This is a genomic window from Natrononativus sp. DTA114, assembly GCF_059736515.1.
This window is the reverse complement of record NZ_JCASSN010000007.1, coordinates 1-13448: the sequence shown is the minus strand read 5'-3', so window position 1 is coordinate 13448 and position 13448 is coordinate 1. Positions and strand designations below refer to the sequence as shown.

Below are 13448 nucleotides of genomic sequence, written 5' to 3'. Positions count from 1 at the left end.
CCCGGGGTGACGTTCGTGTACGAAGATCACGCCGTCGCCGTCGTCGTCCCAGCGTACAACGAGGCGGGGTTCGTCGGCGACGTTATCGACACTGTTCCGTCGTTCGTCGACCGCGTCTACGCCGTCGACGACCGCTCGACCGACGGCACGTGGGCGGAGATACGCGACCACGCCCGGCGAAACGGCGTCGGAGCCGAGGCCGCCGACACCCGTCCGGATTCGGTAGACGAGACAAACGACCCCGTTCACTCTCCCCGGAGCGAGCCGAACGGCCACCGGACGACGAGCGGTGACGACGCCGTTGCGGACGGTGGGGCAACCGAGGGACCGGTCGTCGTCCCGATCAGACACGAGCGCAACCGTGGCGTCGGCGCGGCAATCACGACCGGCTACGAGCACGCGCTTGCCGACGAGATGGACGCCGTGGCGGTGATGGCCGGCGACGGCCAGATGGACCCGGATCAGCTCGAGCGGCTGTTCGAGCCCGTCGTCGACGGGCGGGCGGGGTACGCGAAGGGAAACCGCCTCTCCGACGGTGACGCGCGGGATATGTCTCGATTTCGGCTGTTCGGCAACGTCACGCTGACGCTGCTGACGAAAATCGCCAGCGGCTACTGGGGGATGATGGATCCGCAGAACGGCTACACGGTGATTTCGCGGGAGGCGCTCGAGGCCGTCGACCTCGACCGGCTGTACGACGGGTACGGCTTCGCGAACGACTTGCTGGTCGCGTTGAACACCCAGGACGTCCGGATCGCCGACGTCGCCATGCCGGCCGTCTACGGTGACGAGCAGAGTCACATCCGCTACCGGTCGTTCGTTCCGCGACTCTCGTGGCTGCTTCTGTGCGGGTTCGTCCGTCGGCTCGAGCGCAAGTACGTGTTACGGAACTTCCATCCGCTCGCGCTGCTGTACGCGCTTGGCGTCGCCGCGAGCGGGGTCGCTCTGGCCGGCGTCGGCGCGGCAGCGGCCGCCCGCTCCGGCGCCGATTCCCGCACCGAGCGAGTGATGGCCTCGCTGGTGCTGCTGGTACTCTCCGCGCTGAGTGTCCTGCTGGCGATGGCGTTCGACCGCGAGGAGAACGCGGAGACGGTGGTGGAGGTCCGGTAACGATGCGCGTTATCGTCACCATCCAGCATCCGGCACACGTTCACTTCTACCGGAACGTGATCGACCTCCTCGAAACGGAGGGCCACGAGGTGTTCGTCTTCGCCCGCGAGAACGACGTCGCGGTGCCGCTGCTCGAGGAGTACGGGATTCCCCACGAGGTGCTCGCGGGCGTCCAGGACTCCCTCGCCGGGCTCGCACGGATCCAGCTCACTTACGAGGCGCGACTCCTCCGACGGGCGCGTCGGATCGATCCCGACGTGATGACCGCGATCGGCGGCGTTGCCGTCTCCCACGTCGCCCCGCTGGTCGGCGCGAAGAGCGTCGTCTTCATCGACAACGAGGGAGTCAGCTCCCACCGTATCACGACGCCGTTCGCCCACGCGGTCTGTACGCCCCAGCGCTTCGAGGACGACTACGGGGAGAAACACGTCCGGTACGACGGCTATCACGAACTCGCCTACCTCCACCCCGACCGGTTCGATCCCGATCCGAACCGTCTCCGCGCTCACGGTGTCGACCCCGACGACCGGTACTTCCTGCTTCGCTTTCGCAAGTGGGACGCGCTTCACGACGTCGGTGAACTCGGCCTCTCGCCCGAGGGGAAGCGACGGCTCGTCTCCCTGCTCGACGACCACGGCGAGGTGTACATCACCAGCACCGACGAACTGCCGTCGGATCTCGAGCCCTACCGATTGCCGGTTCCACCCCATCTCGTCCACGACCTGCTCTACTACGCCGACTGCTACGCGGGCGATTCCGCGACGATGGCGACCGAGGCGGCCGTGCTCGGTACGCCCGCGGTCCGCGTCCAGTCGTTCGCCGGACGCGATCGGGATATGAGTAACTTCATCGAGTTACAGGAGACGTACGATCTGCTTCGCTCGACCCCCGACGAGGACGAAGCGATCGACGCGGTCGAAGAACTGGTGACTGATCCGTCGACGCCCGAGGCGTGGGCTCGCCGCCGGGAGCAGTTGATCACGGAGAAGATCGACGTCGCATCGTTCGTCGTGGATCTACTCCGTGCGCAGGCTGGATTCTCGACGCACGGGGAACTTCGGCGAACGGCTGCGCTACAGTAACGAGAGAGATTTGGGCGGCGGGTAAGGTGTGGGTACCTCGATTGCGCGTGTGTGCCGCCCTGGCTCCACGTCGGAACCGATCTAATTCTCGGCGTCCCGGCGTATTACTATCGGCCGCCTAAGCCGTTGCAGACGCGGTTGGGTGTTCCATATTCTCGCGCCGAGTGAACTCAGTGGTCCTCTTCGGACCCGTTCGATCCGGGTCCGCCGCCGTGATCTTCGATGACGGTGATGGCCCGTTCGCCAACCGAGGTTCGCAGCCCGGTCCGTGAGGACGTCGCGTCACGGCGGTACCGCCGATCGTCGATGCCGCGCCGAGCGCCCCGTGGCTTCAGGTACTCCCCATCGATATCGACGTCGGCCTGCTCACAGAGCCGTTTCAGGATAGAGCGGGCGCCCTCGGTCGTGATCGCCGGCGGGGCGATGGCGTACTCCCGGGCGAGTTCGATCGCTGTCGCCGTCTCGAACATCGCGTCGACCGCGTCCTCGTCGTACCCGCGGTCGGCGAGCCCCGCGCGAACGTGGCTGGCGATCGACGGGGCGTGACGCGTCGGAAACAGCGGCCACTCGTTCGACGGAGGCTCGAGCACCACGCGGTACCGACGCAACGGCGTTCGGGCCGCCGCGGGAAGGGTAACGTCCTCGAGTCGCTGGGACGTCCCGAGGACGCGAATCGTTCCCGTATAGAAGTCGATGTCTCCCCAGGTCGCGCCGGTTCGGCGCTCGTCCTCGGAGACGCGAAACAGCTCCGCGCCGCGAACGCCCGAGTGTGCGAGCACTGCCACCATCGCGTACTCGCGCAGTCGTCCGAGCCGTTCGTGTCGACTCCCGTCCTCGGTGTCGAGTGCCCGTTCACGGACGAACGTTTCGAGTGCCCGACGCTGGTCGCGCGTCCAGAACTCCTCGCTCGGTTGCTCGTTCGCCGTCGGAAGCTGTCGTTCCGCCTCTCCGGCAGTCGCGGGATTCGACTCGAGCAGGCCGCCGTGAACGCACCACGACAGGAACGCCCGGACGACCGCGAAGTAGGTCCGGGCCGTCGATGCGGTGTACTCCCCGCAACGGGTTCGGTCCTCGAGGATCGCCGCGTACGAGCGGCAGTGCTCGGCCTCGAGGTCGGAGAGCACGGTGACATCGTGGTCCTCCTCGAGCCAGCCGGCCCACCGCCGAAGGATCGACTCGGCGTTCGAGGCGTACGTTCCCGCCCCGGGGCCGTCCGGGTCGCCGACGGCCTTGCGCTGGAGGTAGGCGGCGACGGCGTCCCGGACAGCGACCTCGCTCACCGGTTCCCCACCTCCCGGACGCGACGGTTTCTGGCCGGTCCGAACACGGTCGTCCGGTCGATCCTCGTTCGCTTGACGGGACTGTCGCGCGGCGTCCTGGTACGGTGACAGCCGTCGTCGGTCATCTGGTTGGCCACTACTGCTCTCGCCCGCCACATCTGCCTTTCGGTAGGGGGCCGCCCGGAATCTCGAGGCCGATGAAATTCGAGTCGCGGTTACTGGCTCCGATCGCGGGCGTCCGCCGGTCGAGGCACCCACCTCGTGGTAGGTTCGGGCTTAGTAGGCAAACAGCCGCCAGAGCAACTCCCCCGCGCTCAGTGGGCCGAGTTCGTCCGGACGATCGACCTCGATCCCGACGTCGTACTCGACGGCGACGTGGGTGTCGTACTTCTCGTCCGGCGCCGCCGCGTCGGAGACGTTCAGCCGAAACTCGCCGTGAGAGAGCGTCTTCCGTTCGGTGTCGATCGTCATTCTGGCGTGGGACTCGTGGACCTCGGGGTCGGCGGCGAACTCCTCGAGGTCTGTGCCGGTGAGAGCGAGGTGAACGTCGTCGGGATCGGTGAGTTCGAGCGTAATCTCGCCGTCGTCCGCCGCCGCGACGGTCCAGTTGTCGACATCGGATGAGGGCTCGCCGAGCTTCGGCAGCCGATCTTCCGTCAGCATCGCGTAGCCGGGAAGGGGGTACCCGTACAGAAACGTTCCGTGAGTGGAGTACGAGTCGACGCCGTCGAGCGTCGTCGCCAGCCGACGCTGCTCCCTGTCGATTCGGAGCTCGTATACCACCTCCTCACCCTCGTCCGAGACGTTCAGCCACCGGTATTCGTGGCTCGTTCGGTCCGTGTTCTCGAGTGCGGTCGCGTACAGGTCGTCCGGATCGTCCGGTAGCGGTTCCGGTGACGTATCCATCGGTCGCACTTCGTGCATTCTGACCGCACCGGCGGCCGTGACGAGCGCCGTTACGACCAGAACGGCGATCACGAGCCGTGCAACTGGGAGGGGCTGCCGTGATCGATCGTTGCCTTCCGTCGGTTCAATCGGCACCGTAAACCGGTCGAACGCGAGTGCACTGGTTCCCGCGAACCACACGACGGCGCCGATTCCGAGCACCAACCCGCCGAGGAGAAACGGCACGCCGGCGGCATCGACTGGGCCGGCCTCGAGGCCTGTCGCTCCGATCCAGGCCGACGAGCGGATCACGCCAAGGGCGACGCTGACGACGAATCCGGAGAACAGGAGGTTCCCGAGGGCAATCAACCCCAGCCGACGGGGCGTCGAAACGGGTGCCACGATAGCACTCCGAAGCGCGTCGATGACGGTCGCACCGTTCGAAATCCGGATGACCGCGACCGCGGGGATCACCCACGCAACGAGTGCACCGATCGCGACGCCGACGAACGGTCCGTACGTAACGACGAAGAACGTAAACAGCTCTCCGTACCCGGCCCAGTAGAGGAGGTACCGACCCGGCGTGTCGACCAGGAGAAAGAGGACGATTCCGCCGATGACGGCGATCCCGTGACCGGCGACTGCGAGGACGACGAGCGCCGGCCCCCGTTTCGTCAGCCACTCCCTGCGCTCGCGTCGCGCGCGGCCGCAGCTTCCATCCCACACGGCGTCGCGTGCCGTCGAGACGACCGTTGCAGCACCGAACGCGGCGACGACGGGCGGCCAGAGGACGGCCGCGAGGAGTAGCCAGAGATCGCCGAACAGGGGCTCGAGGAGTGTCACCAGACCGAATCGGAGCAGTCCCTCGAGCAGAACGACGACCGTTGCGACCGCGAGGAGCCGCCGCATGGATAGTGCGGTCCGAAGGACCGAAAGCACCGATGTCACAGATCCCATTTGACACGAACATGTAATAACCCGTTCCCCGATAGGCCCCGCTTCCGGACGAGATCGCACCGACAAATCTATATCGCAGAATACGATTTATGGCTCCGACGGTGCTACCGGCCGCTAATTTGCTTATTTCGCGTGTCTCGAACCCGACACGCGAATTAGCGATAGTATTATGTGACTGTCAGCAATAGCGGAACGTGTAGAAATGGCCCTCTTAGAACGCCCAACACCCGGAGGGCTTGGCCTCTTCGGGGGGACGGGCTGATGAGCGAGCAAATCAACTGGTCGCGAATGTCCCTCGAGGAGCTCCAGCGCACCTGGAACACCGAAATCGAGGTCGAACTCGGGCGGCGCGGCCACGACCTCGGATCGCGCCCGACCTACGAAGAGATCACCGAGGCGGGCTACTCCGGCATCGCCTACGCACTTCGCGAGCACCACGACATGACCCTCTCGGAGTTCCTCGAGACGGTTGGCTACGACGCCCCATCCCCGGCGGGCTACCCCTGGGGTATCACGGACGAAATCACCATCGACGAACTCGAGGCGTTCATCCGCTCGCGCTCGCGGAGACACGACCTCGCGGAGAATACGATCAACACGAAGCGCTCTCGGCTCGCACAGTACGCCCGCGTGTACGCGAACCGCTACGGCGAGGCCGATTTCGTCACTCGAGCGGCGGACCCGTCGAACCACCAGGCGGAGATCGAACGCGCCATTGCCGTCTTCGACGAGTTTCACCGCGACCTCGAGAGCGACGCCTCGAAGCTGAAATACTACGGCGAGGTAAACCAGTTCTACAGTCACCTCGAGCGGCGGGCGAAGGCGGCGTTCAATCCCGTCGAGGATCTGACCGAGGAGTTTCCGTGGAAACGCGAACAGCCGGACAATCGGCCACTCTCGAGCGACCAGGTGCGACGGCTCCGCGGTGCCGTCGAGTCGCCGACCGAGGAACTGGTCGTCCTCGGGCTGTGTGCGTGGGGGCTTCGACGCAACGAGGTCGCCGCGTTACACCGCTCTCAGCTCGCGCTTGCGGGCGACGACCCACACATCGCCTTCGGCGAGGAGCGAAAGAACGGTCCAGGGACTGTCGCGCTCCTCTATGGGATCGACGCGCTTGCCGCACGCCTCGAGATGCTCGCCTCGAGAGATCGGCGGTGGAACGGCTATCTCTTTCCGTCGAGGGCCGCCGAAGCGGGCCATATCACGGGCGAGACGGTTCAAAACCGATTTCAACGTCTCGCCGAGCGGGCGGGCGTCTCCGTCCACGGCGAACTCCCGACGTCGAAACTCGGACGGCGGTTCTGGTATACGACGTATCTCGAGAGCCAGACGGATCTCCTCGAGAATCTGGACGCGATCGCGGACGAGCAGGGCAGCACTGACCCGTCTGTCGTCCTCAGAAACTACCTGTCGGAAGGGGAACGCCGTCGGTATCGCCGCGAGTTCATGCGAGAGCGACTCGAGGACGTCTTCGACGCGAGCGACTGACGGATTCTCGCCGAACCAATCGTCCGGGGCTGCTGGTGAGCGTTCTTCGATATTCAGGGAGTGGTTGCAGCTACCGATACGGGGTGACCCCGCACCGAAAACTGGCTGTTACGGTGAGCGCGCCGGCTCCGAACGTGATTCGACCGGAGCCGACCTTACCGGGACGGCTGAAACAGCGCGCAGTTTGGGCACCAGACGGAACCACCGGTGCGAACGATCTTTCTGCCGCCGCAGTCGGAACATCGCTCGGCCGCATAGCGAACCATACGCCGTCTAACAAGAGCCCGGCTATATACCTTTGCGTGGACAGTTGTCGCACTGTTCTTACTAGGTTGTTCCGGCAGTGTGCGACGCTTTGCGGCCAGCTTCGTCGATTTGCGGATCGGCGTTTCGAACAGTTGTCGAACGAGGGGGACCCAATCCTCTGCGCCAAATGATACGTTCGACGGCGTTCCGATTTCCGTGGCGCTCGTCTCGAAATCGGAGGGTTGCTTGCTTCTGTACCTGTTATGCGCGACGGATCGGCTCCGCGTGACTCCGAAATATCTGCTGTATAGACGGTGTGTGGGTATACTATCTCTCGCAGATGCCGGTGGAGATGAGACGTCGGCTCACGCGGCGCAGCCTGTTGCTCCGCAAAGCCACCGAGTCTCTGTCCCAGAACTGCTGAAACTGGTGTATCTGGCATAGACTCCATAAGTTTCACCGCCTCGATCCGCCGCCCTCTAATCTGAACAGCACAACCGGCTCGGAAGATAGATTTTTGATCACCAGGGGCAGAGTCTCCGTGTGCCAACGTACTCGAGTTGCCGCGAGGAGATCGAGACGCTCCACGAGTTCTTCGTCGCGTGGTACGCCGGCGAGAGGGACGAAGACGAGTTCGAGCGACTGGAACTGGCTCTCGGTCCGGGGTTCGAGATGGTGACGCCCGACGGCGTTCGCCACGACCGGGCGGCCGTTCTCGAGGGCGTCCGCGACTCCCACGGCCGCGACGAACCGGACGAGTTCGAGATCGAGATTCGCAACGTCGAACTGATCGAAGAGATGGGACCGTACGCGGTCGTTCGCTACGAGGAGTGGCAGTACGCGGCGACCGAGACGACCGGGCGGATCAGTACGGTGGTGTTTCGCGACGCGCCGGACGCTCCCGGTGGCCTCCGGTGGCTCGACCTCCACGAGACGTGGCTCGAGCGGTAACACGGTCCGTCTGCACAATCAACCATAGCTGTCGCCACCCGCCCGGTTCTGCCACATCGACCGTTCCGCTGACATACGCCAGGCTTAGGAGCGACATGGCGGCATCGGCGGGCAGCAGCCAGGTGAGCAGCGTCCGTTCCTCGAGTTTAAATGGGATGGGGCTGCCAGACCGACCTCGGGGCTGTCGCAATCGTTCGAGAAACCACCACCACCGAAGTGCCGCGCGTGCCCCACCGGCCACACTCGGACGTCGGGCGCGTGGCATGCGTTATCGCTGTACCAGCCCCGCCCCTCTGTCGCAACCGTCCGAACGGCGGCGCGTCCACTCCATCTGACGAGACGGTGAGTCCTGACCGGCTTCGGGCGTACACGACCCGGGACCCCTGATCGTTTTAACTCGCTCGAGGGAGTGCGTTCGGTATGCGTTCCGACCGAGTGAGTCGGCGGCGGGTTCTCCAAGGTATCACGCTCGTGGCGAGTGTTGGCGGCGTCTCGAGCGCCACACACGGAGTTGCAGCCGCTGAAGACGAACCATACGTGGATCTCTACCGGGAGCTGATCGACTCGGTGGTCCTGGTACAGGTCCTCGAGGCGGCTGGCCCGGGCGGCGCGACCGGGTCCGGGTTCGTCTACGACGACGACCACGTCCTCACCAACGACCACGTCGTCGGCGACGCGGACGAGGTTGACCTGCAGTTTCCCGACGAGCGGTGGCGCTCCGGAACGGTCGTTGGCGCCGATCCGTACAGCGATCTCGCGGTCATCGAAGTCGACGATCTCGAGGACGTCGCGGCGCTTTCGCTCATGGAGTCGGCGCCGGAGGTCGGGCAGACGGTCGTCGCGCTCGGGAACCCGCTGGGGCTCGACGCCTCGATCTCGCAGGGTATCGTGAGCGGGGTCGACCGATCGCTTCCGAGTCCCGCCGGCTTTGCGATACCCGCGGCGATCCAGACCGACGCTCCGGTCAACCCCGGTAACAGCGGCGGCCCGCTCGCGACGCTCGAGGGGGAGGTCGCCGGCGTCGTCTTCGCGGGCGGCGGGCGGAACATCGGCTTTGCGATTCCCTCGGCGCTCGTCCGGCGTGTCGCCCCGGCGCTGATCGACCAGGGTGAGTACGAGCACTCCTATCTGGGGATCGCTGCAACCCCGTTCACGCCGCTGCTGGCGAACGCCTACGAGACGGACCGCAGCGGTGGGGTGGTGATCCTCGAGGTCGTTCCCGACTCGCCCGCCGACGGCGTTCTCGAGGCGGCCGACGGGATGGCGGTCGTGGACGGCGATCCGGTTCCAGTCGGTGCCGACGTTCTCGTCGCGATCGACGGCGAAGAGATCTCGAATCAGGACCGACTGTCGGCGTACCTCGCGCTCGAAACCAGTCCCGGAGAGATGATTACACTCGAAATCGTCCGCGACGGGGAGCCGGAGACGGTCGAGCTAACGCTCGAGGCCAGACCCGATCCCGAGTAACCCCGGTCGTCGTGTCGTCAGTCGTCGGCGGCAGGCGTCTCGGGCCGGTACTCCCGGCTGATCCGCTTCCACTTCCCGCTCAGGAACCGGTAGTAGTTGATCACGGCCGGGACGGCGGTTTCTGCGACGAACGAGACGTAGAGTGCGCCGACGCCGAGTGCGGGAATGGTTAGCCCCGGAACCGCCGTCCCGACCAGCGGCAGCGTAAAGCCGGGGATCGACAGACCTGCCGCGCCGAGGTAGGCGATCGGAATCGCGAAGCCGAACATCCCCAGCGCCTGACTGTAGAACGGCCAGCGCGTGTCGCCGGTGGCGTCGAGCGCCCCCGAGGCGCCGCCGGCGACCCCCTGCAGGACGACGGCGATACAGGCCGCGTAGACGAGCGACACCGCGGTCGAAATCGACAGTTCGGCGGGATCGTTCGTGAACGCGAGCGTGATCGGTTCGGCGAAGACGAAGACGATCGTCGCCGAGACGACGTACACCGCGACCGCAAACCTGACGATCTCCCGGCCGTACCGCTCTGCGGCGGCTTCGTCTCCCGTTCCGAGTTCCTGTCCGACCAGACTCGAGGCGGCCAGGCCGAAGCCCCACCCGGGGGTGTTCATGACGCCCCAGATACGCCGGGCGATGACGTAGGCGGCGACCGTATCCTGCCCGAAGATGTCGACGACGGCCAGCATGGGAAACTCGGCGATCGTCCAGACGAGGTTTCGCCCCATCACCGGGAGCCCGATAGTGATCAGATCCCGCAACGTTTCCCCGTGGATGTACGTTCCGAGCGGGTCGATGGCGACGTCGAACGTTCCGATGCCGGGGAGCCGTCCCGCCACCAGTCCGAGGGCGAAGGTCGCGGTGACCGCCAGGTTCGAGAGGACGGTTCCCAGCGCCGCGCCGGCGACCCCCATATCGAGCCAGAAGATGAGGGCGGCGTTGAGCCCGATGTTCGCGAGCGCGCCGCCGGCGCGGATGACCATCGGCGTCCAGGCGTCGTCCATTCCGACGAAGACCCGGCTCCCGATGAGGTTCAGCCCTGCTAACGGGATGCCCAGGCTCACGATCCGCAGGTACGTCGCCCCCAGTTCGACGGCTTCGGGACTGTCGCTGATCAGCGAGATGAGATCGGTCGCGTACAGCCAGAAGAACGCCGTTATCGGCATCGAAATTGCGAGCACGAGGACGGCGCTCGAGCGAACCGCCTGGCCGAGCTGGCCGTAGGCGTCGGCACCGTAGCGCTGGGAGACGAGCGCGATGGTGCCGCCGGCGATCCCGCCCCCGACGGAGAAGGCGAGCCCCCAGAACGGGGAGGCGAAGCCGACGCCGGCGATCGCCGCCGAGCCGACGGCGATGCCGACCATCGCGACGTCGACGGCGTTCTTCGACATCCGCGCGATCCCGGTGACGATGCGCGGCCAAGCGAGGTCTGCGGTCCGGCGCGCCCGCTCGGCCCCGATGAGGCCGAGTCGAGCGAGCCCGAGCCCGATCCAGAGGATCGCCAGTCGGAACGGGTTGGGAATTCGGCCCACGAGAATCTGGCGGAGCTTATCAATCGCTACAAAAAGACCTTGCTCAGGCGGCAGTCCGGACCGGTTCCGGTTGGATACACTGTCACACGGCTCCGTCTCTCGAGGTCGGTCCGGACATGGCGACCGCACTCGGAACCGTCGCTAGCAGAGGGGTGTGCCCGTTGTATCGGCAGGAGCGTTACTCCGCTTCGTCCACGGCAGCGATGATCTCTTCGGCGACTCCCGGGTCGTCGACCTCCTCCCCGTCGACGAGCACGGTCGGGGTCCTGTCGACGCCCCTGTCGTCGCCGTGGTTCCAGTCCGCGGTGAGCGTCGGGTAGTAGGTCCCGGCCTCGAGGGCGTCCTCGACGGCGACCGGATCGACGTCCTGGCCGTTGGCCAGGTGGACGAACACGTCCTCGCTCCAGTCCTCGGTCGCCATCACCTCGCGCTTGTACTCGAAGAACTGGCCGGTCGAGTCGTCGTCGGTCCGCGTCTCCGCCTGGACGGCTCGCGCGGCGTTCGCCGCGGCGACTGACAGATCGTCGGCGGGTAGTGGAAAGTCGAAGTGGCGGTAGGTCGCTCGCTCCGTCTCGAGCAGTTCCGCCTCGAGTTCCGGCATCACGGACCGCTGAAACTGCTGACAGCTGGGGCAGCCCAGGTCCTCGTAGACGTCGACCGTGACGTCGCCGTCGCCGAGCGTCGGCGTCGGCAGCTGGTTTTCGTCCGCGTCGGTTCCCTCGAGTTCGTCGGGGAGCGAGGCCGGAAAGAGCGCGGTACAGCCCGCGAGCGTCGCCGCAGCGGTGGTGCCGGCCGCGACGCGGAGAAACGAGCGTCGGTTCATACGCGAGAGATACGGGACCGGGGACGGTTAGCGGTGTCGAACCGCTGTCGAGTGCGTTGTAAGACGCCGGTCAGCGGCGCCCCTCACTCACCCGACGCCGGCGAGCCGGTTTCCTCGAGCCGCCCCTCGTACTTCGAGAGCGCTTCCTCGAGAGCCGCCGAGGCGTCGACGTCGACGGACTCACAGAGCGCGAGCAGCGAGAACAGCGCGTCGCCGAGTTCGTCCCGGGCGATCTCGAGGTTCCCGGGTGACGCCCCGTAGCCCGTCGACTCGTTTACCTCCTTTCCGATCTCGCCGACCTCCGAGAGAAGGTCGAGCAGCCGGTACTCGGGCTCGCTATCGATCTCGTGGGACTCGATGAACGCCGCGACGCGGTCTTGCTCGTCCATACCGGACTCGAGTTTCCGTGCTGGCGAAAAAAGCGGTTCGATCGCTGACAGCGGGCCTGTGGCAAGCCGATGGGATTATCCCGATCCCGACTCGAGAGTCGCCAGCCAATGCCAGCGGAGGAGCCAGACGAGACGGACGACGGTCCGGCCGGGATTTCGGTTCCCGAAGCGCCACCCGACCCCGACACCGACGATCACGTCCTCGCCGACGAGGAGCTCGCGTATCCGGAGTTCGCCTTCGAGACGGGCTCGATGGCCGACGACGGCTCGTTCGCCCTCGAGGCCGACCTGGATCGCGAGACGACCCGCGAGTGGCTCGCCGACCTCGCGGGCGGACTCGCGAGCCACGACGTCGCGGTTCGGGCACCCGACGGCTACGCCATCTTCGGCGTCGGCTGCGAGGGGGTTTCGATGTCGTTCGAGCGCGATCCCGAGGCCGCGGGCGACCACGTCGGCACCCTCTCGGTCACCCTCGAGCTACCTGCGAAGCTCATGACCCACGCGAGCGATCCCGACGGTCCCGCAGCGGGCGCACGGACCGGGACCGGTTTCATCCCACTTTCGATGCTCACCGAGGACGCCGACCCCGCGAGCTACCGGTGTTACAACTGGATCGACGACCCGCTCGAGGACCGAGACTAACGCGTTCCTTCGACGACCAGCACTGGTACCGGAGCCTTCTCGGAGACGCGATCGGAGGTGCCGCCGCGGAACAGCCGCTCGAGCAATCGCTGACGCCCCATCACGATCAGTTCGATGTCGTTCTCCGCGGCGTAGTCGAGAATCGCCTGGTGGCGCAGTCCGTGAGTAACGGCGGTTTCGACGGTTGTCACTCCCGCTTCGGCCGCCCGGCCGGCGACGTATTCGACCGCCTCGGCGCCGATCTCCTCGAGGTCGTCGAAGTCGATTCCCGGCGCGATCGCCGCGGAGTTGACGACGTACAGCGCGTGCAACGTCGCGTCGTGGACGTGGGCCAGTTCGATCGCCTCCTCGATCGCCCGCTCGGTGTTCTCGCGGCCGTCGGTCGGGACGAGGATCGCATCGTACATTGCCAGTCGGTTCGTGGCCGACGGTGAAAGGGTTTGACTCGAGTTGTGAGGTCCACTCAGGCGATGCAAAGTCTGGCTGCAAACGTACCTTTTTACTGCGGGTCCTCGCTCCCTACGGTCGCTCGAACCGCTTGCAAAAATCTACGCTAAAAAGGCCGCTCGCTCCCGCTGGTCGCTCGCGGGTGCAGCGCTGGA

The 13448-nt window shown here is 66.0% G+C and carries 12 protein-coding genes; 6 read left to right on the top strand and 6 right to left on the bottom strand.

Annotated elements, in window-relative coordinates; all coding sequences use genetic code 11:
- Window positions 1-15: 15 nt before the first annotated feature.
- Window positions 16-1110: a glycosyltransferase family 2 protein gene (locus tag AC6I6S_RS19690; protein ID WP_497952605.1), complete on the top strand. Its 1095-nt coding sequence runs from the start codon at window positions 16-18 to the stop codon at window positions 1108-1110.
- Between the two features lie 2 nt (window positions 1111-1112).
- Window positions 1113-2192 (top strand): DUF354 domain-containing protein, encoded by a 1080-nt coding sequence (locus AC6I6S_RS19685; RefSeq protein WP_497952603.1) that lies wholly within the window; start codon window positions 1113-1115, stop codon window positions 2190-2192.
- A 170-nt stretch (window positions 2193-2362) separates the two neighbouring features.
- Here the strand turns inward: AC6I6S_RS19685 and AC6I6S_RS19680 are convergent, their stop codons facing one another.
- A complete protein-coding gene (locus AC6I6S_RS19680; protein ID WP_497952602.1) occupies window positions 2363-3472 on the bottom strand; it encodes a tyrosine-type recombinase/integrase in 1110 nt (369 codons plus the stop codon).
- A gap of 276 nt (window positions 3473-3748) precedes the next feature.
- The gene (locus tag AC6I6S_RS19675) at window positions 3749-5266 is read right to left on the bottom strand and encodes a hypothetical protein (protein WP_497952600.1); all 1518 of its coding nucleotides are present in this window, start codon (window positions 5264-5266) and stop codon (window positions 3749-3751) included.
- Between the two features lie 309 nt (window positions 5267-5575).
- Here AC6I6S_RS19675 and AC6I6S_RS19670 point away from each other — a divergent pair, with 309 nt between their 5' ends.
- From AC6I6S_RS19670 to AC6I6S_RS19660, 3 genes are all read left to right on the top strand, one after another.
- The gene (locus AC6I6S_RS19670) at window positions 5576-6802 is read left to right on the top strand and encodes a tyrosine-type recombinase/integrase (protein WP_497952598.1); all 1227 of its coding nucleotides are present in this window, start codon (window positions 5576-5578) and stop codon (window positions 6800-6802) included.
- A gap of 789 nt (window positions 6803-7591) precedes the next feature.
- Window positions 7592-7999, top strand: a complete 408-nt coding sequence (locus AC6I6S_RS19665) for a DUF4440 domain-containing protein (protein WP_497952597.1) — start codon at window positions 7592-7594, stop codon at window positions 7997-7999.
- A gap of 420 nt (window positions 8000-8419) precedes the next feature.
- Window positions 8420-9466: a S1C family serine protease gene (locus AC6I6S_RS19660; protein WP_497952595.1), complete on the top strand. Its 1047-nt coding sequence runs from the start codon at window positions 8420-8422 to the stop codon at window positions 9464-9466.
- Between the two features lie 17 nt (window positions 9467-9483).
- Here AC6I6S_RS19660 and AC6I6S_RS19655 read toward each other — a convergent pair whose 3' ends face one another.
- The 3 genes from AC6I6S_RS19655 to AC6I6S_RS19645 all read right to left on the bottom strand — a co-directional run bounded on the left by AC6I6S_RS19655 (window position 9484) and on the right by AC6I6S_RS19645 (window position 12204).
- Window positions 9484-10992, bottom strand: a complete 1509-nt coding sequence (locus tag AC6I6S_RS19655; protein ID WP_497952593.1) for an MATE family efflux transporter — start codon at window positions 10990-10992, stop codon at window positions 9484-9486.
- Between the two features lie 178 nt (window positions 10993-11170).
- Window positions 11171-11815, bottom strand: a complete 645-nt coding sequence (locus tag AC6I6S_RS19650) for a DsbA family protein (RefSeq protein WP_497952591.1) — start codon at window positions 11813-11815, stop codon at window positions 11171-11173.
- Window positions 11816-11898: 83 nt separating this feature from the next.
- Window positions 11899-12204, bottom strand: coding sequence for a MazG nucleotide pyrophosphohydrolase domain-containing protein (locus AC6I6S_RS19645; protein ID WP_497952589.1), 306 nt, complete (start codon window positions 12202-12204; stop codon window positions 11899-11901).
- A gap of 108 nt (window positions 12205-12312) precedes the next feature.
- On the opposite strand from AC6I6S_RS19645, the gene AC6I6S_RS19640 reads away from it, so the two are divergent.
- The gene (locus tag AC6I6S_RS19640; RefSeq protein WP_497952587.1) at window positions 12313-12846 is read left to right on the top strand and encodes a hypothetical protein; all 534 of its coding nucleotides are present in this window, start codon (window positions 12313-12315) and stop codon (window positions 12844-12846) included.
- Here the strand turns inward: AC6I6S_RS19640 and AC6I6S_RS19635 are convergent.
- Window positions 12843-13253, bottom strand: a complete 411-nt coding sequence (locus AC6I6S_RS19635; RefSeq protein ID WP_497952585.1) for a universal stress protein — start codon at window positions 13251-13253, stop codon at window positions 12843-12845. The genes AC6I6S_RS19640 and AC6I6S_RS19635 overlap by 4 nt on opposite strands.
- Between the last annotated feature and the right edge of the window lie 195 nt (window positions 13254-13448).

Excerpts from the sequence above, each read along its gene's own strand:
- AC6I6S_RS19675 (WP_497952600.1), bottom strand. The coding sequence starts at position 5,266 with ATGCGGCGGCTCCTCGCGGTCGCAACGGTCGTCGTTCTGCTCGAGGGA.
- AC6I6S_RS19660 (WP_497952595.1), top strand. The coding sequence starts at position 8,420 with ATGCGTTCCGACCGAGTGAGTCGGCGGCGGGTTCTCCAAGGTATCACG.
- AC6I6S_RS19640 (WP_497952587.1), top strand. The coding sequence starts at position 12,313 with ATGCCAGCGGAGGAGCCAGACGAGACGGACGACGGTCCGGCCGGGATT.
- AC6I6S_RS19650 (WP_497952591.1), bottom strand. The coding sequence starts at position 11,815 with ATGAACCGACGCTCGTTTCTCCGCGTCGCGGCCGGCACCACCGCTGCG.
- AC6I6S_RS19670 (WP_497952598.1), top strand. The coding sequence starts at position 5,576 with ATGAGCGAGCAAATCAACTGGTCGCGAATGTCCCTCGAGGAGCTCCAG.
- AC6I6S_RS19685 (WP_497952603.1), top strand. The coding sequence starts at position 1,113 with ATGCGCGTTATCGTCACCATCCAGCATCCGGCACACGTTCACTTCTAC.
- AC6I6S_RS19635 (WP_497952585.1), bottom strand. The coding sequence starts at position 13,253 with ATGTACGATGCGATCCTCGTCCCGACCGACGGCCGCGAGAACACCGAG.
- AC6I6S_RS19645 (WP_497952589.1), bottom strand. The coding sequence starts at position 12,204 with ATGGACGAGCAAGACCGCGTCGCGGCGTTCATCGAGTCCCACGAGATC.